We start from the raw sequence: 24,044 nt of genomic DNA, 5'->3' as shown, positions 1-24,044 counted from the left end.
AGAGCCGTCTCCTTTCGTAGTCCCGGCACGACGCTTAGCGGCCAAGATAGACCTCGATCACGCGCGGATCGGCGCTCACCTCATCCAGCGGGCCTTCCGCCAGAACGGAACCTTCGTGCAGCACCGTCACCGTGACGCCAAGCGCCCGCACGAAATCCATGTCATGCTCGACCACCACCACGCTTCGCGTACGGTTGATTTCGCGCAGCAGATCCGCCGTTGCCATCGTCTCGGCATCCGTCATCCCCGCCACCGGCTCATCCACCAGTAGCAAATCGGGCTCCTGTCCCATCAGCATCCCGATTTCCAGCCACTGTTTCTGGCCGTGGCTCATGCCGCCAGCCTGACGGTCGGCGTGTTTTTCAAGCCGCGTCAGTTTCAAAAGATGCGCGATCCTTTCACGCTCCCGTGCCGTCGGACGCGCCATGAGAACGGAGAACGGAGAACGGATGCCTTTGAGAGACAGCATCAGGTTTTCCACCACCGTAAGCGCCTCGAACACGGTCGGCTTCTGGAACTTCCGCCCGATACCCAGACGCGCAATGGTCGGCTCATCCAGCTTTGTCAGATCGCGTCCCTTGAAACGTACGATGCCGGTGTCAGGGCGCGTCTTACCCGTGATGATGTCCATCATCGTGGTCTTGCCCGCGCCGTTCGGCCCCACAATGGCCCGCATTTCCCCCGGTTTCAGCGCCAGGCTCAGATTGTTGATGGCACGGAACCCATCGAAGGTGACGCTGACATCACGCACATCCAGAAGAAGGGAGTCGTCCGTCATGCCTCGTCTCCCTGCGTGTCCGACACTTCAGGCGTCACCTCTTCCGGTGCAGCCTTTTTCATGGGACGCCACAATCCCATCAGCCCATTCGGGAGGAACAGTGTCGTCACAAGGAACAGCAGCCCAAGGCCATAAAGCCAGAACTCCGGCAGCCATGCCGTGAACAGTGTCTTGCCCAGATTGACCAGCACCGCGCCAAGCACCGCGCCCGCAAGCGTGCCACGACCGCCGACGGCTACCCAGATCACGGATTCAATCGAATTGGCAGGCGCGAATTCACCCGGGTTGATGATGCCGACCTGCGTGACATAAAGCGCACCGCCGACCGCCGCGATCATGGCGGAAAACACCCACACCAGAAGTTTCACCTGATCGGGGCGATAGCCCAGAAAGCGCGTGCGGCTTTCAGCATCCCTTACCGCCACGAGCAGATTACCGAAACGCCCGCCCACCACAAAGCGCGAGATCAGAAGCGCCAGCGCCAGCATCACGCCCGTGACGACCAGCAACACCGCACGGGTCGTGGGGGTATGCAGATCGGCGCCCAGAATGTCCTTGAAATCCGTCAGACCGTTGTTGCCGCCAAAACCCAGTCCGTTCTGGAAAAATCCAAGCATCAGCGCATAAGTCAGCGCCTGCGTGATGATCGAGAGATACACCCCCGACACACGCGAACGGAACGCCAGCCAGCCAAACACGCCCGCCAGTGCCGCCGGAATCACCAGAACCAGCAACATCGCCCATGCGAAATGATCCGTGCCCCACCAGTACCACGGCAGGCTTTTCCATGAGAGAAAGATCATGAAATCCGGCAGGTTCGGATTGCCGTACACGCCCCGCGCGCCGATCTCACGCATGAGATACATGCCCATCGCGTAACCGCCCAACGCGAAGAAGGCGGCATGACCAAGCGTCAGGATGCCTGCAAACCCCCACACCAGATCGACCGATAGCGCCAGCATGGCATAGGCCAGATATTTCCCCGCCAGCGACACGACAAAGGCCGAGACGTGCAACGGGTTGCTTTCGGGCAGCATGCTTGCACCTGCCAGCACGATTGCCACCACCACGACCACAGCCGCCATACGGACCGCACCCGGAAAAGACCGCGCACCCGGCTTCGAGAGCAGGTTCATGATTCAACTCCCCGTCCGCGCACGGGAAACATGCCGCGCGGATGACGCTGGATGTAGAGAATGACCAGCACGAGAATGGCGATCTTGGCCGATACGGCCCCGATGGTCGGCTCCAGAATCTTGCCGCCCATGCCAAGCGCCATGGCCGCCGCCAGCGTGCCCCACAGGTTGCCCACGCCACCGAACACCACCACCATGAAACTGTCGATGATGTAGGACTGCCCAAGGTTGGGGCTGACATTGTCGATCTGGCTGACCGCTACGCCGGCCAGTCCGGCCAGCCCCGCCCCCAACCCGAAAGCCAGCGCATCGACCCGAGGCGTGCGGATGCCCATGAGCGCGGCCATGCGCCGGTTCTGCGTCACCGCCCGCATCTGGAGACCCAGCGGTGTCCGACGCAGCACCAGCATGAGGCCGCCAAGCACCAATCCAGCAAAGATGAAGATCGCAAGCCGATTGAGCGTAATGTCCATGCCGCCCAGCGCAAACGATCCCGACAGCCACAAGGGGGTTTCGACCGCAAGATTGGTGGGCCCGAAAATGGAGCGTACGGCCTGCTGCAAAATGAGGGAAAGCCCCCATGTGGCAAGCAGGGTTTCCAGTGGACGCCCGTAGAGAAAGCGGATCAGTCCGCGCTCAATCACCACGCCAATCGTGCCACACACGAGAAAAGCCACTGGAATGGCGAGAAGAATGGACACAGGTTCCAGCATGGGTGCCGTTGCACGAATACCCTGCTGAACCATCCACGTCGTATAGGCTCCGATCATCATCATCTCGCCATGAGCCATGTTGATCACGCCCATCACACCGAAAGTGATGGCCAGACCCGTGGCTGCCAGCAACAGAACGGAGCCATAACTCAGACCGTAGAACGCATTCTGGAACACGCTCCACATGCGCAGGTGCCAATCAATAGCGGACACCCCTTCGGATGCTGCCTTGCGCACATCCGGCGCCTCCACGGATGCTGCTGCGACCGAAGCCAGAATGCCCCGCGCCTCCAGTCCACCCACTCCGGCCAGCGTATGCACCGCCTCCAGACGCTGGCTCTGAGCACCCTCTACAGGTGCCTGCCCAAGAATTGTCGCCGCACGTGCTTCCTCAAGCTTCACACGCACGCCGGAATCCTTTTCCACCGATAACGCATGATCGATTGCTGGAAGCAGAGCCGGATCGTGCCGTCCATAGAGCGCGGTGGCGGCCTTCAGGCGCACATCCCGCTGGGGCGCCACCAGTTCCATCTCCGCCTGCGCACCGGCCAGTGCCTTGCGCACCCGATTGTTCAGCCGCATGGGATGTAGATCAGGTGGTGTCGCGCTGACAGGCTGGCCTGTGCGGGCATCCACATAGTTCTCGCCCTGACGGATGAACAGACCACCCTGAGAGGACGCAAAAAGCTGGTGTTCTTCCAGCGCGTGCAGAACCGGTACAGCCTGCGGGTTGCCGGAAGCAGCAAGCGTGGCGATGGCCCCAGCCATATCCTCGAAATGCCCGCTGGCAAGCGCATCGAATTCATCTGCGTGCGCCAGGGGCGAGAAAACGATGGCGGCTCCCATTACGAGAGCCGCCATCACACCGGAAAGCCATCCGGCCTTACGCATGCTTCTTGCCAATGCAGGTCTTTGTCACGGTGTTGTAATTACCGCACGCGATCGGCTGGCTCCAGTCTCCGATCAGATCCTTGGTTTCCGGCACCCATGGCGACCACGCCTGTCCCGGCACGAGCGCGGGCGTCTTCCACACCACCGAGAATTGTCCGTCATCCTGAATCTCACCGATATAGACAGGTTTCGTCAGATGATGGTCGGGCAGCATCTCGGCCACGCCACCCGTCAAATTGGGCTGACGGATGCCGATCATGGCGTCGATCACCTTGTCATGATCGGTCGTACCGGCCTTGGTGACGGCCTGAACCCACATGTTGAAGCCGATATAATGCGCCTCCATCGGATCGTTGGTAGTGCGCTTGGGATTTTTCGTGAACTCATGCCACTGCTTGATGAACGCCTCGTTCGCGGGCGTATCGATGCTCTCGAAATAGTTCCACGCCGCGAGTTGCCCCACCAGCGGTTTGGTGTCCATACCCGCCAGCTCTTCCTCACCCACGCTGAAGGCCATCACCGGAATATCAGTGGAAGAAATGCCCTGATTGCCGAGTTCCTTGTAAAACGGCACGTTGGCATCGCCGTTGATGGTGGAGACCACCGCCGTCTTCTTACCCGCCGAGCCAAACGCCTTGATCTGGGACACAATGGTCTGCCAGTCGGACTGTCCGAACGGCGTGTAGTTGACCATGATATCCTCATCCGCGATCCCCTTTGACTTGAGATAATTCACGAGAATCTGGTTGGTCGTGCGCGGATAAACATAATCCGTGCCCACCAGCGCGAACCGTTTCGCGCCACCGCCGTCTTCGCTCAGCAGATAGTCCACGGCCGGAATGGCCTGCTGGTTGGGAGCGGCTCCGGTGTAGAAGATGTTGCGGCTGCACTCCTGTGCCTCGTACTGCACCGGATAGAACAGAATACCGTTGAGTTCCTCAAACACCGGCAACACCGATTTGCGTGACACGCTGGTCCAGCACCCGAACACGGCCGACACCTTGTCCACCGAGAGAAGCTGGCGCGCCTTCTCCGCAAACAGCGGCCAGTTAGACGCTGGATCCACCACGACCGCCTCCAGAGGACGGCCGAGCAGTCCGCCCTTGCGGTTCTGCTCAGCAATCAGCATCAACATGACATCCTTGAGAGTCGTCTCGCTGATGGCCATCGTGCCCGAAAGCGAATGCAGGATACCCACCTTGATCGGCTCGCCCTTGGGCGCCGCCGCGTAAGACCGCTCACTGCTCCATGCGGCACCCACGGCCGCCACCGAAGAGGCGAGAGCCAGACGTCCGAACGCGCGACGGGAAAGATTCGGCAGGGTGACGGGCATGATGAACGGTCCTTTTGCTGCTGCCCCATTCTCGACCGAAGAGAAAACATCTTCCCATACGCAATCCTGCGTATGGGCCGGAGTTCTTTTCGGTTACGATACTGTCTGCAGCCATCCGGACAGCCAAAACAGTGACCTTGCCGACCGACACCAGCCGTCTGCGCATCGTGCGCACCCGCCGGGCCTACAGCCGCTGGGCCGCCGACCAGACCTTCGAAGACTATGCCCTGCGCTTCACGGCACGGCGCGCCCGTACAGTCACCCCTATGCGGGCCGCCCTGACCGCGCTTGGCTCCATCTCTTTTCTGGCACTCGAAGCCATGGGCGGCACGCTGACACTCGCCTTCGGTTTCACCAACACGGCACTGGCCATTCTTCTCGTCACCGTCGTCATTTTTTGCGTGAGCCTTCCTCTCTCCGCCACGGCAGCCCGTGCGGGACTGGACATCGACCTCCTCACACGGGGCACGGGTTTCGGCTATATCGGCTCAACCATCACTTCCCTGCTCTACGCCAGCTTCACCTTCATTTTCTTCGGGCTTGAAGCCGCCATACTGGCTGGCACGCTCCACGCTCTGTTGGGTGTTCCGCTCTGGCTGGCCTATCTCCTCTGCGCCGCCATCGTCATTCCGCTGGTAACGTGGGGCATCACCTTTATCGCCCGCTTCCAGATCGCGACCCAGCCGCTCTGGCTCTTCCTCAATCTGGTGCCCCTTGTCGTGCTCCTGATCCTTCACCCAGATGCTCTCCCCGCATGGACGCATTTTCCGGGGCTGGAGCCGCTTTTTCCGCACATCAATGCCATCGCCATCGGAAGCGCCGCGTCCGTCATGGTCGTGCTGGTCTGCCAGAGCGCGGAACAGATCGACTTTCTGCGTTTTCTTCCTCCACCCACCGCCGCAAATCGACGACAATGGTGGAGCGCCCTCGTGCTTGGCGGCCCGGGTTGGGTGCTGTTCGATGCGTTCAAACTGCTGGCAGGTTCATTTCTCGCGTGGATGGTCCTGAATGCAGGATTCACGCCAGCGCAGGCAGTGCAGCCGGGGCTGATGTACTGGCTGGCGTGGGGAACCTTCACACCGGCACCCGTCGCAACCTTTCTGACCGTCATGCTGGTCGCGCTGGCACAGGTGAAGATCAACATCACCAACGCCTATGCCGGCTCTCTGGCGTGGTCGAACTTCTTTTCCCGCCTGACGCACACGCATCCGGGACGTGTGTTCTACGTCATCTTCAATGTCACCATAGCACTTTTGCTGATGGAAGCCGGTCTGGTCAGCACGATCCAGACAGGCCTGACGCTCTATGCCGTGCTGGCCTGTGCATGGATCGGGGCCATTCTGGGTGACATCGTCTTTTGCAAGCTTCTTGGCTTCAGTCCCCCTTTCGTGGAGTTCAAACGCGCCCTGTTGCCGGACCTCAACATCGTGGGACTGGGGGCGTGGGGACTTGCCGCGACCTTGGGCATTGCAGCACTGTGGGGTGCCCTTGGGGAACATGCCGCAGCCTTCGCGCCCTTCCTGACATTGGGAGTGGCCTGCCTGACGGCCCCGATCCTTGCGTGGATCACAGGCGGACGTACCTATCTTGCCCGCCAGCAGCCCGCTGGATGGAATGCGCGTTCCTCCATGACATGCGTAATCTGCGAACACAGTTTCGAGGCCGAAGACATGGCCGAATGCCCGGCCTATGGCGGCACCATCTGCTCGCTGTGCTGCTCTCTCGACGGGCGCTGCCGGGATCGCTGCAAACCCGTTTCCACGCGCATGGCGTCTCAACTCGCCACGCCGTTGCGTGCATTGCCCACACGCATCCGCCGCCTTCTGCTTACACCCGGAGGCCGCTTTGTACTCATCATGACGGGCATCACCATCGTGCTGGCCGTTCTATCATGGCAGACGGGGCGCGCATGGAACGGCCTGTTCCTGATGGTGTTCCTTGCCTGTGCAGTGGGCGCGTGGCTGCTGGTGATGGCGCAGGAAGGGCGCCGGACCGCCACACGCGAGACCCTGCATCAGACGCGGCTGCTGATGAACGAAATCCGCGCCCGCCGCCGCACCGACCGCGCGCTGAAAATCGCCCGAGAGAAGGCCGAGGCCGCAAGTCTTGCCAAGACACGCTACATCAGCGGCATCAGCCACGAAATCCGCTCTCCGCTGAACGCCATCATGGGCTACATCCAACTCCTTCAGCACGACCCACGCGTCCCGGCCGAACGGCACCGCGCGCTCGACATCATGCGCGAAAGCGGTGAGCACATCACGAGCATCCTCTCCGGTCTGCTCGATATATCCCGTATCGAGGCCGGACGGATCGAACTTCATTCAGACATCGTGGCGCTGCCCATCTTTCTGGAATCCGTCGCCCAGATGATCCGCCCGCAGGCGCTGGCCAAAGGACTGCGCTTCGTCTGGAAACCCGGTCATCTGCCTGCCGTCGTCACATGCGACGAACATCGTCTGCGTCAGATCCTGCTCAACCTGCTCTCCAATGCCGTGAAGTTTACGTCCCGCGGCAGCGTGACTTTCTCAGCACGCTGGCAGGGACAAATCGCTGAGTTCGTCATTGAGGACACCGGTGCAGGGATCGCGCCGAAAGACCACAATCGCATCTTCGAACCGTTCGAACGTGCCGCTGCCACCTCTGCTGTCCCGGGAACGGGACTGGGACTGACCATTACAAAACTGCTCACCGAGATCCTCGGCGGCGAACTGACGTTTACCAGCACACCCGACCAAGGCTCGCGCTTCAGAGTAAGGCTGATGCTGCCGGATCGACAGGTGGAACTTCCACCGCGTCTGCCCGCCTTTCCCTGTGGGTATGAGGGATCGCATCGCACAATCCTCGTCGTGGACGACAACAGACAGCACCGTCAGATCATGCGCGAGATTCTGGAACGATGCGGATTCACCGTCGAAGAAGCCGAAAGCGCCGCGACATGTCTCGACACCCTGCCACATGTTCAGCCGGACTTACTGCTGCTCGATCTTTCGATGCCCGGCATGGACGGACGCGATCTTGCTTTGCGCATACGACAAGGACCGTTTGCCCACCTGCCGCTAATGTTTCTCACCGGGAATCTGGTGGAAAGCGCAAACCGGCATGTGCCCTCGCTCGATGACTGCCCGGTTCTGGGAAAACCGGTGAACCTGACGCTCCTGATTGAAGAAATCGGGCGTATGCTGAAGTTGGAGTGGGTCTTTCCCGAGATTGCCAATCCTTCCTGCATCCCGGCACCTGCGGGGTCGTCCACCGCCGAACTTTCGGCTGCGGAGCGGGAGACGCTTCTCTCCTGTCTGAACGGCGGCAACCTCAAACAACTTCGCGAACACTTGGCGACCATGCAGCAAAACCGGCCAGAACTGGAACCGGCTCTTGCTCCGCTCCTGAAACTGGTCACGTCCTATCAGCTTGAAGCCCTGCGCCACCATCTGGAGGCTCCCCTTCCATGACAAACGCTCCCACACGCAAGACCGTCCTTGTCATTGATGACGACCCCGCTGTTCTTGGCCTGATGGATGAACATCTTACCCATGGCGGTTATGACGTGCTGCTCGCGCAGTCGGGTCCGGCCGCGCTTGAAGTCGTGGCCCGATATGTGCCCGATCTGGTTCTGGTGGACGCGCTGATGCCCGGCATGACAGGCTGGGACGTGTGTGAGGCTCTGCGTCACGACACACGTCTGGCCCACACGCCCATCATTTTCATGACCGGCCTGACCGAAACCGAACACGTGATCCGCGCCTTCGAACTGGGGGCTGCGGACTACGTCACAAAACCCCTGCGGCTGGAAGAGGTTCTGGCCCGTATCGGCGTGCGGATCGAAGCAGCCTCCCGCATCCGCGCGGCCCATGGCGCCCTAGACAGCGCGGGGCGTTTTCTTCTCGCTGTCAGCCGCGCAGGCGATATGCTGTGGACCACGCCCCATGCCGCGCAGCTTCTGGACAAAATCCCCGATGGAGCGCTTGCCGCTCTCCTGCAAGGAACAACTCTGCCGCGCCCCGGCTCGGTAATGCTACGCGAAAGCACGAGCGAGGACGAACTGACACTCACTTTTGTCGGCGCCATTAATGACGACGAACTGCTCCTGCGTCTGGCCAGTCACTCCCTCCATCCGGAGCGACTGCTTCAGGCGCGACTGGGGCTGAGCGGGCGGGAAGCGGAAGTGCTGCTATGGATCTCACGGGGCAAGACCAGCCGCGACATCGCGGACATCCTCACCGTCAGCCCGCGCACGATCGATAAACACATCGAACAGATCTACAACAAGACCGGTCTTAGCTCGCGGGCCGCAGCAGCGGCCACGGCCTCGCGCCTGCTTGGAGAAAGGTAACTACTGTCCGCGCACCTGATCGTCGAGAATGGTGGTCCGCTTCTCCACAGGAGAGCCCACTTCCGGGCACAACTTGTTCTGCTCCACATGGCGTACCGAGAGCAGCCGCGCCTGCAGGGCGTCGCGCCCCATCTCGTTGGTATCCTGACGGATGGGCTTGCCCGCTGGAGAGAGAGTCATTCCTTTCATGATGCCGACGCCCGGCACGGGATCGAACTTTACGTAAAATCCCTGATCTTCCTCGGCCGTGCCGGCCGCCACATCCGCCGCCTCTTTCCGTTTCACCACGTCCAACTGATCGGATAACCGCACGTCCTCAACAAAGAGATGGCGGCAATCGAGAGTATCGAGAGGAGGTTCCTCCGCATGCGCCGCGCTTCCGGCAACGCCACAGGTGAGAAAAACCAGTCCGCACATGATCCGGGGCTTCAAGATCAACATTCCAATGTCTCCCGGCGGCTGTCCGCATCAGCACGCCTGTCAAGTGATGTCCTCGGGTCGGTTGGCGTCAGTACTGGAACTGCATGCCCAGAAGAAAGGCATTCGAGGCCCGCGTGCCCATCGGCTTGTAGCGCACGTAATCGAAGGTAAAGCGCAGATTGTGGCCATCCATCACATAGTTCGCGCCGGCATCAAACTGCGTGGTCTTCGGATGCCCCGCACCGTACATATCCTTCTTGAAACGGAACTGCTGATAACGCACCAGCGGCTGGATGCGCCCCCAGCCAAGCTTGTAGGGGATCAGATAGGCCGTGCTGGCCAGAAACGCCGTGCCGTCGTTGATGCCACCGACATTGCCATAATCGGGAGAATGCTGCCCGTGGCCCGCCGCGATGTCCTTCACGCCGTCGGTGTAATACTGGTAATACGCGCCTTCCAGAGTATAGACGCCGTAGCGCGCGTCGGGACCGATCTTCTTCTCGAACAGACCGTCGATGTTCCAGGCTTTGTAGTCACCCTTCTGCTGCGCGGTACCCACGCCATCCGTTTCGTACTGACCGGCCAGACCGATCGCAAGAATGTCGGCTTTTCCATAATAGGTGCTGGCCGTGTAATAGGCAGGCGACGGCTCGGGATCGAGAAAATTGTATTCCAGACGAGCCGCAAACAGCGGGTGCTCGCCCCGGTTGGACGCATCGCGCTGCCAGTTATGGCCCCGATAGACACCCGCAACGTAACGAAAATGATCCTTCATCAGCTTGCCCCAGACCGCAAGACCATCGTCACGGCCGGACCATGCGCCGGGATACTGGGACACGATGGGAAAGGCATAGGTGCTGAGAAAATATGGGCCATCGAGATTGGAGCGATCACTCGGAGTCAGCATCCGACCGCCCCAGATATTGAACGCTTTCCACGGTTCGACCTGAAGGATACCGTCGAGCACGTTCCAGTTGCCATCGCGCAACCGCTCGAGATTGAGCGTTGCCTTGACGTATTTGTGGAACTGCGCGCCCATATAGACACGCAAATCACTTGCGCTCGCAGCACTTGAATTGCTCGGCGTCGCGGCTGGATCCTTGCTGAGATACTGGGCCCGCACACCCACGCCCAGTGTGAAGAACTGGTCCTTGCCAAAATTGACCGTCACAGCAGCGCGTGACTCTGTGGGAGCCAACGCGCTGAAAGCGGCACAAATCGACAGAATGCTTCCGCACCTGAGCAGGTTTTCTTTTCGGCTCATCGAGAACCGCGACGCAAGCGCAATCATGAACATCCTCCCGTGGCCGCAGTCACCAACTGGCGACAGGAGAAACATTACGAAAACGAATCGTCATCGCGGGATGCGTGAAATTACTTAGAGACGGACATTTCTCCGCTGACGTGATGAAAACACCCCATCACTCCAATGAATGTTTCAGAGTCCGCCCTGCTCTATGATGAACCGGGCAATATCTTCCACTCCCTCACCTGCGCGAATGTTGGAAAACACGAAGGGCCGCTCCCCACGCATGCGGCGGCTGTCACGGTCCATCACACCAAGATCGGCCCCGACATAGGGTGCAAGATCGATCTTGTTGATGACCAGAAGATCGCTGCGCGTAATCCCCGGCCCACCTTTGCGCGGGATTTTGTCACCTGCCGAAACATCGATGACATAAATGGTCAGATCCGCAAGCTCGGGGCTGAAGGTCGCGGCCAGATTGTCACCGCCGCTCTCCACCAGCACGATATCCAGCCCCTCGAACCGATCCGTCAGTTCGGCAATGCCCGCAAGGTTGATGCTTGCATCCTCACGGATCGCCGTGTGCGGACATCCTCCCGTCTCAATGCCCATGATACGCTCGGGCGGTAGCGACCCGGCGCGTGTGAGGAACTCCGCATCCTCACGTGTGTAAATATCGTTGGTGATGGCCGCGATATTGTAATCCTCACGGAACCGGCGACACAGCGCATCCATCAGCGCCGTCTTTCCGGTTCCCACCGGCCCCCCGATGCCCACACGCAGTGGACCGTGCTTTGCCTTTGTCATGTCCTGAACAGCCTCGTTTCCTGAGTTTCATGATGCATGGCCGCGAGATCGGAACGAAAGCACGCGCTTCCCACGTCTTCCAATGTCCGGGTCAGCGCGTCCTGTGCCGCTTCCAGCAGCACGTCTTCCAATCGGGCAAGTGCACGCAATCCATCCGTCTGTCCCAGCGGCACCAATCGCACGGCGGCAGACACAAGGGCTGCCACTGCGGCATACCCACCCGACAGCAACGCCTGCTTGCACGCCACCATCCCACGGCGGAACACGAGCCCCTGCACGACCGGCAGCGGCCACCGCACACCGACAAGTTCGGCTTTTGTCGGGACTACGTCCCACACAGCCGACGCCTTCAGAAAAGCCTCGCCCTGATAGACCGTCTCTTCATAGCGTTCCCGCGAAGACGCACATGCGCAGGCGAAATCGGCAATATGACGCAACGCGGCCATGTCATGCGCCGCTTCCCACGCCACACGCAGGAAGATCAGGTCATTACCGATACTTCCATGACGAAGCAGCGCACTCACCCACGCAATCAGCGTGTCCACATCACGCACATCGCCCTGCTCGACCGCCCATTCCAGCCCATGGCTATAGGCATACCCCCCTGTGGGAAAGGCAGGAGAAACCCATGACAGAAGGCGCAGAAAATCCACCCCGTCCCTCGGACCGGTCCCGCCATTTCTGTCAATCATGGGAGTGCGAATGACCGTGCCCATGATGGTGATGATGCTCTTCCCCATGAGCGTGATCGTGGGAAGCCGCACGCGCCGTATAGGCCCCGCTTTCCGGATCGAACGGCGCCTCGACCTCATGCACATGGCCGCCCAGTCCACGGATCATGTCGGCGATCACATGATCCTGCCGCACGAGGATACGCTGCGCGTCGATCGCCGCCGGAAGATGCCGGTTTCCCAGATGCCACGCCAACCGCATCAGATGCAGCGGATCATGCGCCGTCACTTCCATCAGCTTTTCCGGCAACGCTTCCACCCGCACGATGCGTCCATCGTCGAGCTTCAATCCGTCACCAGCCTGAAGCAGGCGCGCATGTTCAAGCTCCAGCAACACCTTCTCGCCTGAACGCAGGCCCAGCATCATGCGCCGACGGTGCCGTCCTTCATAATCGGCAGCGAACACATCCGTCGCCTGCGCAACATCCCAGCCTCCTGCTGGTAGAATCTCGATCACACGGGTCATCAGAACAGGAAATACCTCTGGGCCATGGGCAGGATTTCGGCAGGTTCGCAGGTCAGCAGCACGCCGTCCGCACGGACTTCGTACGTCTCGGGATCGACCTCGATATGTGGCATCGCGTCGTTGTGGATCATACTGCGTTTGCCAATGCCACCACGCACGTTGGACACAGCCGACAGAGGTTTTCTCAGCCCAAGCTTCTGCCCGATATCGTCCTCAAGCGCTGCCTGCGAAACAAAGGTCAGACTGGTGTGCGTCAACGCCCCGCCATACCCTCCGAACATCATGCGGCCATGCACAGGCTGCGGCGTCGGGATGGAGGCGTTCGGATCGCCCATCATGGCATAGACAATCGCCCCTCCCTTGATGACCAGATCGGGCTTCACACCGAAAAACGCGGGTTCCCACAACACAAGATCGGCAAGCTTACCCACTTCGATCGAGCCGACCTCATGCGACAGACCGTGCGAGATAGCGGGATTGATCGTGTATTTCGCAATGTAGCGTTTCACACGGGTATTATCTGCCGCGCCATCGCCCGGTAACGCGCCGCGTTGAAGCTTCATCTTGTGCGCCGTCTGCCACGTTCGCAACGGCACCTCACCCACGCGCCCCATGGCCTGACTGTCCGAGGACATCATCGACAGCACGCCCATGTCGTGAAAGATGTCCTCCGCTGCGATGGTCTCGCGCCGGATGCGGCTCTCCGCGAATGCGATGTCCTCAGGCACCTGCGGGTCAAGATGGTGACACACCATGAGCATGTCGAGATGCTCATCCAGCGTGTTGATCGTATAGGGTCGCGTCGGGTTGGTGGAGGACGGCAGCACGTTCGGCAGGCCTGCCACACGGATGATGTCGGGCGCATGACCACCGCCCGCGCCCTCCGTGTGAAACGCATGGATCGTACGCCCCTTGAACGCGGCAATGGTGTCCTCCACGAAGCCGCTCTCGTTGAGCGTATCGGTGTGGATCATCACCTGCACATCCATGCGATCCGCCACGCTCAGACAATTGTCGATGGCCGCAGGGGTTGAGCCCCAGTCTTCATGCAGTTTCAGGCAGCACGCTCCCGCGCGCACCATTTCCTCCAGCCCATCCGGTCGGGAAGCATTGCCTTTGCCTGCAAACGCCAGATTGACCGGAAACGCCTCCGCCGCCTGCAACATCCGCGCCAGATGCCACGGCCCCGGCGTGCAGGTGGTCGCCGCCGTGCCGGTGGCCGGTCCCGTGCCACCACCCAGCATGGTGGTGACGCCTGAAGCCAGCGCTTCCTTGATCTGCTGCGGACAGATGAAATGAATGTGGCTGTCGATGCCCCCCGCCGTAAGGATCTTCCCCTCACCGGCGATGATCTCCGTACCCGGCCCGATGATGATGCCCACACCCGGCTGAATATCCGGATTGCCTGCTTTGCCAATGGCTGCGATCCGTCCATCCCGCAACGCCACGTCCGCCTTGACGATGCCCCAGTGATCAATGATCAGCGCATTGGTGATGACAGTGTCCGCCGCTCCTTCCGCACGCGTGACCTGCGATTGCCCCATGCCGTCACGAATGGTCTTGCCGCCACCAAAGCGCACTTCCTCGCCATAGATGGTGAAATCTTTCTCCACCTCCACCAGAAGCGCCGTGTCGGCCAGACGCACCCGATCACCGGTCGTGGGACCGAACTGGCCTGCGTAATCATGCCGGGAAAGCCGCGTCATTTGTCCACACTCCCCATGACGTCACCCCGAAAGCCGACAGCCCGGCGCAAGCCCCGGAACGGCACCAGCGTGACCTCGCGTTCCTGTCCCGGCTCGAAACGAATGGCCCCACCGGAGGGCACATCCAAACGCCAGCCCAGTGCCTGCTCACGGTCGAACAGAAGCGCAGGATTCACCTCGGCAAAGTGATAGTGGCTGCCGACCTGCACAGGGCGGTCACCCGAATTGGTCACGCGCAATGTGCGGCGTGGCTGGCCTTCGTTGAGTACGATATTGCCCTCTGCCACGAGGATTTCCCCCGGTACCGCGCCATCGGGAAGAGGATCAGCGTATCGGGTCATGCACCGTCACCAGCTTTGTGCCATCGGGAAACGTCGCTTCCACCTGCACATCATGAATCATCTCGGCCACACCGGCCATGACTTGCTCGCGTGTCAGCACACGACCACCGCTGGCCATGAGTTCCGCCACGCTCAATCCATCACGCGCGCCTTCCACAACATGATCGGTGATGAGCGCCACGGCTTCGGGGTAATTCAGGCGGACACCGCGCTCCAGTCTCCGACGCGCCACCATCGCCGCCATGGAGATAAGCAGCTTGTCCTTTTCTCGCGGAGTAAGCTTCATGACCCGATACAATCCCTTCCGCTCAGTCTCATTGTGCCTATACCCTCACGACCGCCATGTGGAGGGTGGTGAGCGTCCTTCCCGCAGAAGCGGCAGAATATGGCGCAACGCCACGTCCAGCGCCCAGCCACCGGCGGCAAGTCCGCGCAGCACCAACATCCCGTTCCAAGCGGAGGCCACGAACCCGGCACATTCCGGCTCGCGAAGTCGCGCGCGTACGGCATCGAGAAGTGTCATTGCGTCCGGCGCGATCAGTACAACCGTCGCCACGGCTACATTACCGCCCGCGACCGCCGCCTGCTTCAACAGCAAGGTGACATCATCGCTCTCCAGCCTGAGCGTATCTTCAAGAATCAACCGCCCGTCCCTGTGCACGGAAAGGCGGTCACGCACCGACAGTCTCGTGAGATGCTCACCCGAACCCGTGCGACCGAAAATGCGGCTTTCCAGAAAGAGGAATGAGGAGGAGGACGCCATCTCCACCGTCATGTGGCGGTGCAACTGGCTGCCATCGAAAAAGATGGTGCCGTGCGGCAGCCATTCCAGCCGCGCGTCCGGCGCGATGCGACAGGCAACCTCAACTTCCGAAGGCCCGTCATTCGGACGGGCGCGATAAATCCGCTCCGCCGCCTGTGACGTGACCAGAAGGTCTGTCCCCTCGCCACATATGAGGCGACCTTCAATGCGATCCCCCGCCGCCATGCCGCCGGAAATGTTGACGGTGGCGGCTTCCATACCCGCGCCCACGATGCGCGGAAACAGCAGGCGACAGCAGCCTCCCTGCTCCAGATCGGCCATGCGCGTGCGGCTGCCATCCGCCTTGACCTCCAGCCCGAACCGTCCTCGTGCGCGCTGGAGTGTTGTCGTCACTGGTTCAGATGTCCTGTCTGCGGTGGCCATACCCAGCCTACAGGCGGAAACGGCCGCCACCATTGCGTAAAATCACGTAGTGGGCGCGTGATCCCTACGGGCCGCCGGGAAACGTCCAGCGACCAGGCTGAAGAGTTCAAACAGCACCTGCGCGCCCGCCTGCGCTGTGTTCGTTGTGGTGTCGTATTGCGGTGCGACTTCCACCACATCTCCACCCACAATGTTCAGCCCATCCAGACCGCGCAGAAGTTCCAGCGCCTCCCGGGTGGTGAGGCCGCCGACTTCCGGCGTGCCAGTGCCGGGCGCGAAAGCCGGGTCCAGACAGTCTACATCGAAGGTGACATAGACCGGCCCTTCGCCCACCACGCGACGCACCGTCTCAATGATCGCCTTTGGCCCGAGATGCGGCACCTCTTCGCCATGGATCACGGTCATGCCGGAATCTTTGGAAAACTCCCACAGATATTCCGAAGACCCGCGTATGCCGATCTGCACGCATCGCGCCGGATCCAGCACACCTTCCAGCACGGCATGACGGAACGGACCGCCGTGATGGAATTTCGCGCCTTCGTAATCCCCACTCGTGTCGCAATGAGCATCGAAATGCACCATGCCGACCGGACGCTCCGCACCCACAGCCTTGAGAATGGAATAGCTGATGGAGTGATCGCCACCGACGGACAGCGGAATGACACCCGCCTGCACAAGCGGCTTGTAAAACGCCTGAATATCCTCGTGGGACTGTTCCAGACTGAAGCGACTGCGGAATGGCACATCGCCAATATCCGCCGCCTTGCACAGCGCGGCAGGCTGGCGGTGCAGCACGTGCTCATACGGGCCGATCCGCTCGATATCGCGAACAGCGCGCGGCCCGAAGCGCGAACCGGAGCGGTTGGTCACGCCCAGATCCATCGGTACACCCACCACGGCCACATCCAGCCCGTCGAAATCCGGCGAGGACGCAGCGTTGGGCATATAGGGCAGCCCAAGAAAGGTCTGCACGCCGGAATAGGGCTTGGAGCGCCCGCGACCGGCGGAGAACTGTCCTTCCGCTACGGCGCGGAACTCGGGGTCGAAGATCTGGCTGCCGGACGCTCCGCCATACTTCCTGCGCAGTTCGGCAAGTTTCGTCTCGTTCATGGCACCGTATCTCCAGATGAGAGGTGAGCGGATGAGCGTTGGGAAACGCCCTCATTCTTATTCATTCCACCACAGCAACACATCGGGAAAAATCCGCACGTATGGAAGTTCAGTTCGATCCCGATCAACGTATCAGGCGGAAACCACAGGTGGGGTCTCCAGATGCACTATGGCGAGATCGTCCAGAAAGGCACGCGCGATCTCGCTGACATGCCGTCGCTGGCGCGTCACCACCGAAAACGTCACTTCATAATGCAACTGCCGAGGCGCCAAAGGCGCCATCAATCCCTGCCGGACATAGGTCTGCGCAAAATGCTGAGGCAGGAACGCAAGGTGATGCCCTGAGAGCACCAGCATCGCCAGTGCCTCCATATTGTCCGCAATCGCCGTCACCTGACGTGGGGGCGCGGAAAACAATGAATCTGGCAGAGGGTAACTGCGCCAGGCCCACTCACACTCCCATGCTTCGTCCATCGTCACGCTGTCTGCCCGCCCAAACAGTGGGTGCTTACTGCCGCAATAGGCCACCTGCCGCTCCAGAAACAGCGGTGTGAAATGCAGATTGGCGCTCCGGTTCCAAAAATAGCCGATGGCGATGTCCAATTCGCCATTCATCAACTGCTCTTCCATCGCACCGGGTGAGCACACGGTCACGATCATCCGCACGGCCTGGTCGCGCTTTCGGAAACGGGCGATGGCATGGCTGATGCGGCTGTTTTCGCTAAACGGCGTGTGCCCGATCATGCCGATACGCAGATTGCCCACCAGCTTGCGGTCCATGTTGCGGGCCTGCATCCCGAACTCTTCCACCGCACCGATCAGATCCCGCGCCAGCGTCTCGAACCGCTCCCCCTTGGCGGTGAGCCGAAAACCGCTGCGCCCCCGTTCGCACAGCCGGAACCCCAGCCGTGTTTCCAGCGTGGCAAGCTGGGTGCTGATTGTGGATTGCCCCACATTGAGCGCGCCTTGCGCCATGGAGATGCCACCGGCGTCCACAATGGCCAAAAAAACGCGGATCAGCCGTAGATCAAGATCACTCAGCGCACCCAGCATTGGCCTTCAACATCGATTGAGATCAATGCAAGGATCATAGATTCGACATTCTTCCTGTCAACGCGAAGCCCCTACCGTCGCACGACACAAGGAACACGTTCTCGGATTATGACACATCAGCGCCAGTCTGCCCGATTTGTCGTTGCGACATCGCAATATGGTGAGGCATCATGATGCTTTCTCCACGGACATGTCATGACACGGAAGATGACCATGGGCCGCCCTCTCGCCTTTCATATGACACAGCGCAGCTTGGGCACCGCCGCACGCCCCGAAACATCGATCCGGGTCGATCCGTCGTCACCCAATACGGGTGATCCGTTCCTTTTTCATGACGCGCCAACCGCGGAGACCCTTAGTATGACCACCGCCAGCGCAGAGCGTGACCGCAGCGCCTCCCTCGGGCTGAGTAGCATCGAAGCCCGCTCCATCGATTATGTCCCTGAAAGCGAGCGGCATGGTCGTGTCGCCGATCAGGGGCCCTTCTGGTTTCTCGGCAACTTCCAGTTCTTCACCATTGCCATCGGTTTTGTCGGTCCCAGCATGGGCCTGTCACTGGGCTACACCGCACTGGCGGCGGTCATCGGCATTTTGTTCGGCACGCTGTTCATGGCGTTCCATGCCTCGCAGGGCGCGGAACTCGGTCTGCCCCAGATGATCCAGTCCCGCGCCCAGTTCGGCTATCGTGGCGTGACGCTGGTGCTTTTGGGCACACTCGTCACGTTCCTTGGATTCAATGTGGTGGATGTCGTGCTCGTCTCAGGCGGGCTGCACGGCATTTTCGGATGGAACGCAACCGTCGTGGGTCTCGTCCTGACCGTGACCGCCACGCTCCTCGCCATTTACGGTCATGACTGGCTGCACCGGATCTTCAAGCTCTGCTTCATCGCCTGCCTGCCGCTCTACACCATTCTCACCATCGCCATTCTCACCGGCCACGCAGGCGGCACGACACCCACTCTGGGCGGATTTTCATGGGTGGCGTTCGTGGGCCAGATCGCCGCCAGTGCAAGCTACAACATCACTTACGCGCCCTATGTTTCGGACTATTCGCGTTATCTCCCTCGTAACACACGACCTGCCTCCATCATTATGGCGGTGATGTTCGGCGCTTCCAGCTCCGCCATCTGGCTCATCATCCTTGGCGCATGGCTGGCCACCCGCATGGGCGCGTCTGACGGTCTGGTGGCCCTGCATGATGCCGGAAACGCCATCCTGCCCGGTTTTGGCGCCCTGATGGCGCTCGGCTCCATCAGTGCGATGATCGCGACGATGGGCCTGAACGCCTATAGCTGCATGCTGACCGTGTTGACGGGCGTGGATGCCTTTTTCCCGCTGCGCCCCACACGCAGCGCGCGCATCGTCACTCTTGTCATCCTTGCCGTGGCATGGACGTGGATTTCGCTGCTTTGCCCGGACAATGCCATCGATCTTCTCTTTGCCACCCTCACCATCATGCTCTACCTGCTGGTACCGTGGACCGCCGTGAATCTCGTGGATTACTTTCTCGTCCGTCGCGGGCATTACGCCATCACCAACCTGTTCATTCCCGGTGGCATTTATGGAAACTGGGAGTGGCGCGGGATTGCAGCCTATGTGCTCGGCTTTCTCGCCACTGTGCCGTTCTTTGTGCTGCCCGGTCTTTACACAGGTCCGATCGCCAAAGCCCTTGGGGGTGTGGATATCGGCTGGCTGGTCGGGCTGATCGTGGCGGGAGCCGCCTATGCGCTGATGAGCCGCTCCATCGATCTGCAAGCCGAGAAAGCTGCCATCGTCCAAAGTGAGGCCGACCTGCGCACTCTGCCCTTACACGAGGCTCTTCCCGAAGAGATGGCTCTACCTGTCGGGTAAACCGGACACGAAATCTGTGGCGCTTTCCCTTGTGGAGAGCGCCACAGGTAATTTGATCCTTTTTACCTGAGACAATTCGCGTGATTCGGTGGGACATGTGCCTACCAGTCACACGTTCCGACCAACCGCAAATTCGTGGCACGTTACCCATCTGCGAGGTGGAAACACGCCGCCCACTTCCCCCGCAGCCTCTTGTCTCTCATCGGCACATGGACATGAGGGAAGACGCATTATCTTCCCTCTGCTCACAAATTTTCAGAAAATCTGAAATCCAGTGACGCGGCATTTCCACCTAAACGACGCACCCCATCCCTCACCACACAGGGAGCTTACTCCCTTCCAACCTGTGACAGGTTGCTGTCGAGCATGATGGAGGCATCAGCAGACTCCTCATTGATCCCGTCCATATTCTCCGGATCGGGTTCCTTTTCCTCCGCCTGAAACCGCAGCTTCTGCAGGTTTGCGCGGACAACCGGATAGTCCTCGATCAATCGGGCAAAGCGCGCCGCCGAGATCACCAGCATATGGCTGAAACGTAGAGCACGCACGCTCCCCGGCATGGGACGATTTTCCATTGCCTCGGTCGCGCCGATCAGATCGCCCGCCCCATAGCGGATGTCCTGTTCGGGCAGATGCATCTCCGCCAGACCGGCGCTCACGAAAAAGACCGAATGAACCTTGTGCCCGCGTTTGAGAATGACCTGCCCCGGCGAAGGGAAACGCAATGAGGTGGTCATCGCGAGATCGTGCAGCGCCGCTGTCGGCAACCCTTCAAAAACCGCCGCGTGGCGAAGGCGCGCTTCGACATTGTTGCGCAGATTGAACGTCATTGGTCGATCCAGCCGCTGACGACGACGCTCCACATCGCGATGCAGTTCCCGGAATAGCTCATCGCTGATGAGAGATTCCGAGTGCAACGTGTCGAACTCCTGATTCTCCAGCCGCAACACGATCTGGCGGAAAATCCGGTTCTCAAGGGCTTCGGCATAGCCCGGATAATGCAGACGCAGGGTGGACAGCGCCTCATTGAGCATCTTGCGCTGCCGGGCCAGAATCTCGACCACGATCTCACTCACGCGGGAACCGAGCATCGGCTCCATCCGTTCCTGCAAAAAGCGGTTGAGCGAGATGGACACGAGATGCGCCACCATCAGCATTTCGAACCGCTCCGCCATGCAACTCATCAGCGGACGGTCGTAATGGAAGCGATTGTGGATTTCCTGCGCGATACGGAACTTCAGGGAGGGCTGAAGGCGGCGACGCAAAGCCTTCGTGTAACCGAACCGCCCTTCCAACCGCGCGCCGTCCACCATCGCATCCGCCGTGCGCAGAAGGTTTTCCATCACCGCGCGCGACAGTCCCTGAATCCGGAACAGATCCAGCAGGATCGAGCGCTCCTGATTGGCAATCGTGATGAGTGCAAGCGTGATGCGCTGGCGGTCCCCCAGATCGGTGTCGAAGGTGTTGACCGACTGCTCCTCATGACTGCGCACTTCCAGCGCATCCACCACCGAGCGCGTCGCATCCGCCGAAAAGCCGAGTTCCTCACCCGCTTCCTTCGCCTTTCCCGCCACCTTCTCAAGCGCGATACTGAGAATCTGATGACGCTGGGCCTGATCCATGGGCGAGAGCTGATCGAGGCGGAAAAACAGAACCACCGAGCGCAGCGTCGTGCCGTTGACCAGCAGCGTGATGAGCACAAAGCCCGTCGCGATGATGCCGATGAAGTGCGCGACCGGGGTGGAAACGTGCTGGTTCTCTGTCACGGCCAGAGCCAAAGCGAGGGTGATCGCACCACGCAAACCACCCCACACCATTGTCACCTTGAAGGGCGTGGGCACGGGAGGCGCGAGCCGTGTCATAGCGAGGACGGGCAACAGGCCGAACACGACCATGCCACGCGCCACAAGCCCGGCCACGCTGGCGATCAGGATCAGCACAATGTCCCAGCGCGTCATGCCCACCAGCAAACGCGGAATCAGCATCGACGCCAGTACGAACACCAGCGACCCGGCCCAGAACACCAGTTGCTGCCACAGTTCATTGAGGAAGCGCCATGTCTGCGGCCGAAACGTGGAGGGGCCATAGAGAGACAGCGTCAGACCGGCCGCCGCTGTCGCCACGACACCGGAAATGCCGATCACCTCATCACAGAGGATGTACACAATATAGGGCAGCGCCACTGTCAGCGTGGTTTCGGCAGCTGGAGCATTTCCCAGCACGGCGATCATGTAGAGCATCAGCCGCGCGCCTGCGATGCCCACCAGAATCGCACCCACAAAGGAAATGACGAAGGACAACGCCACGCTGCCGACATGGATGGTCTGGTGCGATGTCACCGCATCCAGCAGCACCGCGAAAATGGAAATGGCGGCGGCGTCGTTCAGGAGGGCCTCGCCCTCCACCAGACGGGTCAGACGGGCTGACGCCCCGATATCGCGGAAGATGCCCGCCACGGCGGATGGATCGGTGGTCGCCACGATGGAGCCGAGAAGCAGACACACGATCAGCGGCATCTGGGCAAAGGGCAGCAGCGCCAGCCCGATGGTGGCAGTCGAGACAATGACCGCCACGACCGCCAGCAGAAGCACGGTTGCCGCCTCATCCGCCAGACGGCGCACGTCAATGACCAGCGCTCCTTGAAAGACAAGGACAGGCAGGAACACCAACAGGAAGACTTCACTGCTGACAGGAAAATCGAGCAGCGTTTCCGCCACGCCGTTGATTGCACTGCCAGCCACACCGGCCAGCCGATCCGTGTAGGTGCTGCGGATGACAAGATCCGCGCCGCCGCCAATCACGATGCCGACAAGCGCCAGAAGGACCGTTTCCGAGACCTCCAGCCGACGGGCCACCGGCTGGACGGCGCTGACGATCACCAGCAGCAGCGCTGTCGCAAGCAGTACTGCTGCCAGACCCGTCACTTCCATTCGGTCGTCCCTTTCCGTCTCCCACCGCGATTCGCCATTACGAAACCGCAACGCCCGCTTTTGAGCATATCATTCTGAAGATATGGATTCATTCAGGCAGTCTTGTGGCATTTCCCCCTTTGGGAAACCAGCCCGGAAAGCTGGAAAACCGCGCTTTCATGCCATTTTCAAAAGTCAGAAATGGGTGACCGCTCTCCTCACCTCCCCAATGGCCGAACGTCACTCCCATGCGACAAAACAGACAGCACCGACGCCCCGCAAAAATGGCATTCACTGCATATCCGATGGCTTACCGGGCGGAAGGGAGGGCAGGATAAGCCTGAGAAGGATAATACAACGCCCCGTGATAGGAATTGCCGCCGCCGACCGGTTTCGGAGCAGCTGCGGGTGACTGCGCAGGCGCACTGACGACCGAAGCCGCCTCCCCCTGATTTTGCAGTTGCACGGGATGAGCCGGCGGAACGGGCTGCCCCGGATAATACACCGGCCCCTTATAGGCGGTGCCGATCTGGGCGGCATTCAGACGATCGACTTCCGCTTCCTCTGCATCCTGAGCGGCAACAGTGTGCACCGAAAACGGCGGAGCCGCCCGTGCGGAGGTCGTCTGGACAAAGAAGCCTCCCAAGACCGCCACAGCTGGCGTCAAGTTCTTGATCCACCCACGCATTCCACCTTCTCCCACACCGTCCATTCCTTCATTCAAAAAATGACGGAGCGGAAGCGTTAAGCCTCTCAGTGCGTCGAACTCCCTGTGGCATTCGAAATACCCTGCTGCGTCGCCGTTGCGCCACGCGACACGTTATGGCCGACGGAACTCACATCCCGTCCGGCTCCGGCAACAGTGTTGCAGCCCGTCAGACCCAGCATCATGGCGGACGCCAGCATCGCTCCTGCAACCCGTTTAATGCCACGCATACCTGAACCGTTCTCCATGTCACTTTTACCTTTTACAAACTCGATACGCAGTCCAAACGCATGTATCTGTTCAGAGTTTCACGTCTGACACCCTTCTG

General features: G+C 60.5%; 21 protein-coding genes. 3 read left to right on the top strand and 18 right to left on the bottom strand.

Translation table 11 applies throughout. The features are described 5' to 3' along the window. Positions 1–34: 34 nt before the first annotated feature. Genes urtD through urtA form a run of 4 tightly spaced genes read right to left on the bottom strand, consistent with a single transcriptional unit; the run spans position 35 to position 4,851 of the window. Entirely contained in the window at positions 35–778 is a 744-nt protein-coding gene (gene urtD, locus GOB87_RS04785) for an urea ABC transporter ATP-binding protein UrtD (protein ID WP_166313406.1), read from the bottom strand. After that, complete coding sequence (gene urtC / locus GOB87_RS04780) at positions 775–1,914, bottom strand: urea ABC transporter permease subunit UrtC (protein ID WP_166313405.1); 1,140 nt, start codon at positions 1,912–1,914, stop codon at positions 775–777. The genes urtD and urtC overlap by 4 nt, the downstream gene beginning before the upstream one ends. After that, the gene (gene urtB, locus GOB87_RS04775; RefSeq protein ID WP_373320690.1) at positions 1,911–3,488 is read right to left on the bottom strand and encodes an urea ABC transporter permease subunit UrtB; all 1,578 of its coding nucleotides are present in this window, start codon (positions 3,486–3,488) and stop codon (positions 1,911–1,913) included. The genes urtC and urtB overlap by 4 nt, the downstream gene beginning before the upstream one ends. 22 nt (positions 3,489–3,510) lie before the next feature. Further along, positions 3,511–4,851 (bottom strand): urea ABC transporter substrate-binding protein, encoded by a 1,341-nt coding sequence (urtA, locus tag GOB87_RS04770; RefSeq protein WP_166313403.1) that lies wholly within the window; start codon positions 4,849–4,851, stop codon positions 3,511–3,513. Positions 4,852–4,988: 137 nt separating this feature from the next. On the opposite strand from urtA, the gene GOB87_RS04765 reads away from it, so the two are divergent. Together GOB87_RS04765 and GOB87_RS04760 are read left to right on the top strand one after the other, a co-directional pair. Further along, the gene (locus GOB87_RS04765; RefSeq protein ID WP_166313463.1) at positions 4,989–8,303 is read left to right on the top strand and encodes a hybrid sensor histidine kinase/response regulator; all 3,315 of its coding nucleotides are present in this window, start codon (positions 4,989–4,991) and stop codon (positions 8,301–8,303) included. Then, positions 8,300–9,184 carry a response regulator transcription factor gene (locus tag GOB87_RS04760; RefSeq protein ID WP_166313402.1) on the top strand — a complete coding sequence of 295 codons (885 nt, stop codon included), beginning with the start codon at positions 8,300–8,302 and terminating at the stop codon, positions 9,182–9,184. Before GOB87_RS04765 ends, GOB87_RS04760 begins: the two co-directional genes overlap by 4 nt. Here GOB87_RS04760 and GOB87_RS04755 read toward each other — a convergent pair whose 3' ends face one another. From GOB87_RS04755 to GOB87_RS04705, 11 genes are all read right to left on the bottom strand, one after another. Further along, positions 9,185–9,625 (bottom strand): hypothetical protein, encoded by a 441-nt coding sequence (locus tag GOB87_RS04755; RefSeq protein WP_242006162.1) that lies wholly within the window; start codon positions 9,623–9,625, stop codon positions 9,185–9,187. Positions 9,626–9,692: 67 nt separating this feature from the next. Next, complete coding sequence (locus GOB87_RS04750; protein WP_242006161.1) at positions 9,693–10,895, bottom strand: porin; 1,203 nt, start codon at positions 10,893–10,895, stop codon at positions 9,693–9,695. Positions 10,896–11,042: 147 nt separating this feature from the next. Beyond that, the gene (gene ureG, locus GOB87_RS04745) at positions 11,043–11,657 is read right to left on the bottom strand and encodes an urease accessory protein UreG (protein ID WP_166313401.1); all 615 of its coding nucleotides are present in this window, start codon (positions 11,655–11,657) and stop codon (positions 11,043–11,045) included. Further along, on the bottom strand, positions 11,654–12,349 hold the full coding sequence (locus GOB87_RS04740) for an urease accessory protein UreF (protein WP_242006167.1): 696 nt from the start codon (positions 12,347–12,349) through the stop codon (positions 11,654–11,656). The genes ureG and GOB87_RS04740 overlap by 4 nt, the downstream gene beginning before the upstream one ends. Next, positions 12,342–12,854, bottom strand: coding sequence for an urease accessory protein UreE (locus tag GOB87_RS04735; RefSeq protein ID WP_166313400.1), 513 nt, complete (start codon positions 12,852–12,854; stop codon positions 12,342–12,344). The genes GOB87_RS04740 and GOB87_RS04735 overlap by 8 nt, the downstream gene beginning before the upstream one ends. Further along, positions 12,854–14,560, bottom strand: a complete 1,707-nt coding sequence (gene ureC, locus GOB87_RS04730) for an urease subunit alpha (protein ID WP_166313399.1) — start codon at positions 14,558–14,560, stop codon at positions 12,854–12,856. The genes GOB87_RS04735 and ureC overlap by 1 nt, the downstream gene beginning before the upstream one ends. After that, positions 14,557–14,901, bottom strand: a complete 345-nt coding sequence (locus GOB87_RS04725; protein WP_166313398.1) for an urease subunit beta — start codon at positions 14,899–14,901, stop codon at positions 14,557–14,559. The genes ureC and GOB87_RS04725 overlap by 4 nt, the downstream gene beginning before the upstream one ends. Further along, entirely contained in the window at positions 14,885–15,187 is a 303-nt protein-coding gene (locus GOB87_RS04720) for an urease subunit gamma (RefSeq protein ID WP_166313397.1), read from the bottom strand. The genes GOB87_RS04725 and GOB87_RS04720 overlap by 17 nt, the downstream gene beginning before the upstream one ends. 45 nt (positions 15,188–15,232) lie before the next feature. Continuing rightward, a complete protein-coding gene (locus tag GOB87_RS04715) occupies positions 15,233–16,057 on the bottom strand; it encodes an urease accessory protein UreD (RefSeq protein ID WP_264805668.1) in 825 nt (274 codons plus the stop codon). Positions 16,058–16,129: 72 nt separating this feature from the next. Continuing rightward, positions 16,130–17,197, bottom strand: coding sequence for an agmatinase (speB, locus tag GOB87_RS04710; RefSeq protein WP_166313396.1), 1,068 nt, complete (start codon positions 17,195–17,197; stop codon positions 16,130–16,132). A 132-nt stretch (positions 17,198–17,329) separates the two neighbouring features. Next, the gene (locus tag GOB87_RS04705) at positions 17,330–18,250 is read right to left on the bottom strand and encodes a LysR family transcriptional regulator (RefSeq protein ID WP_166313395.1); all 921 of its coding nucleotides are present in this window, start codon (positions 18,248–18,250) and stop codon (positions 17,330–17,332) included. 195 nt (positions 18,251–18,445) lie between these two features. On the opposite strand from GOB87_RS04705, the gene GOB87_RS04700 reads away from it, so the two are divergent. Further along, entirely contained in the window at positions 18,446–20,101 is a 1,656-nt protein-coding gene (locus GOB87_RS04700; RefSeq protein WP_242006160.1) for a purine-cytosine permease family protein, read from the top strand. 329 nt (positions 20,102–20,430) lie between these two features. Here the strand turns inward: GOB87_RS04700 and GOB87_RS04695 are convergent, their stop codons facing one another. The 3 genes from GOB87_RS04695 to GOB87_RS04685 form a co-directional block, all read right to left on the bottom strand. Next, on the bottom strand, positions 20,431–23,031 hold the full coding sequence (locus tag GOB87_RS04695) for a cation:proton antiporter (RefSeq protein WP_166313394.1): 2,601 nt from the start codon (positions 23,029–23,031) through the stop codon (positions 20,431–20,433). Between the two features lie 289 nt (positions 23,032–23,320). After that, positions 23,321–23,698, bottom strand: coding sequence for a hypothetical protein (locus GOB87_RS04690; RefSeq protein ID WP_166313393.1), 378 nt, complete (start codon positions 23,696–23,698; stop codon positions 23,321–23,323). A 65-nt stretch (positions 23,699–23,763) separates the two neighbouring features. Next, entirely contained in the window at positions 23,764–23,946 is a 183-nt protein-coding gene (locus GOB87_RS04685) for an entericidin A/B family lipoprotein (RefSeq protein ID WP_166313392.1), read from the bottom strand. Positions 23,947–24,044 lie beyond the last annotated feature (98 nt).

The sequence above is a fragment of the Acetobacter estunensis genome, assembly GCF_011516945.1.
Classification (GTDB): Bacteria; Pseudomonadota; Alphaproteobacteria; order Acetobacterales; family Acetobacteraceae; genus Acetobacter; species Acetobacter estunensis.
This window is presented reverse-complemented; position numbering and strand designations above follow the sequence as displayed.

Coding starts and splice junctions, on each gene's coding strand:
- urtD (WP_166313406.1), bottom strand. CDS start 778: ATGACGGACGACTCCCTTCTTCTGGATGTGCGTGATGTCAGCGTCACC.
- urtC (WP_166313405.1), bottom strand. CDS start 1,914: ATGAACCTGCTCTCGAAGCCGGGTGCGCGGTCTTTTCCGGGTGCGGTC.
- urtB (WP_373320690.1), bottom strand. CDS start 3,488: ATGGCGGCTCTCGTAATGGGAGCCGCCATCGTTTTCTCGCCCCTGGCG.
- urtA (WP_166313403.1), bottom strand. CDS start 4,851: ATGCCCGTCACCCTGCCGAATCTTTCCCGTCGCGCGTTCGGACGTCTG.
- GOB87_RS04760 (WP_166313402.1), top strand. CDS start 8,300: ATGACAAACGCTCCCACACGCAAGACCGTCCTTGTCATTGATGACGAC.
- GOB87_RS04755 (WP_242006162.1), bottom strand. CDS start 9,625: ATGTTGATCTTGAAGCCCCGGATCATGTGCGGACTGGTTTTTCTCACC.
- GOB87_RS04750 (WP_242006161.1), bottom strand. CDS start 10,895: ATGATTGCGCTTGCGTCGCGGTTCTCGATGAGCCGAAAAGAAAACCTG.
- ureG (WP_166313401.1), bottom strand. CDS start 11,657: ATGACAAAGGCAAAGCACGGTCCACTGCGTGTGGGCATCGGGGGGCCG.
- GOB87_RS04740 (WP_242006167.1), bottom strand. CDS start 12,349: ATGATTGACAGAAATGGCGGGACCGGTCCGAGGGACGGGGTGGATTTT.
- GOB87_RS04735 (WP_166313400.1), bottom strand. CDS start 12,854: ATGACCCGTGTGATCGAGATTCTACCAGCAGGAGGCTGGGATGTTGCG.
- ureC (WP_166313399.1), bottom strand. CDS start 14,560: ATGACGCGGCTTTCCCGGCATGATTACGCAGGCCAGTTCGGTCCCACG.
- GOB87_RS04725 (WP_166313398.1), bottom strand. CDS start 14,901: ATGACCCGATACGCTGATCCTCTTCCCGATGGCGCGGTACCGGGGGAA.
- GOB87_RS04720 (WP_166313397.1), bottom strand. CDS start 15,187: ATGAAGCTTACTCCGCGAGAAAAGGACAAGCTGCTTATCTCCATGGCG.
- speB (WP_166313396.1), bottom strand. CDS start 17,197: ATGAACGAGACGAAACTTGCCGAACTGCGCAGGAAGTATGGCGGAGCG.
- GOB87_RS04705 (WP_166313395.1), bottom strand. CDS start 18,250: ATGCTGGGTGCGCTGAGTGATCTTGATCTACGGCTGATCCGCGTTTTT.
- GOB87_RS04700 (WP_242006160.1), top strand. CDS start 18,446: ATGACACGGAAGATGACCATGGGCCGCCCTCTCGCCTTTCATATGACA.
- GOB87_RS04695 (WP_166313394.1), bottom strand. CDS start 23,031: ATGGAAGTGACGGGTCTGGCAGCAGTACTGCTTGCGACAGCGCTGCTG.
- GOB87_RS04690 (WP_166313393.1), bottom strand. CDS start 23,698: ATGCGTGGGTGGATCAAGAACTTGACGCCAGCTGTGGCGGTCTTGGGA.
- GOB87_RS04685 (WP_166313392.1), bottom strand. CDS start 23,946: ATGCGTGGCATTAAACGGGTTGCAGGAGCGATGCTGGCGTCCGCCATG.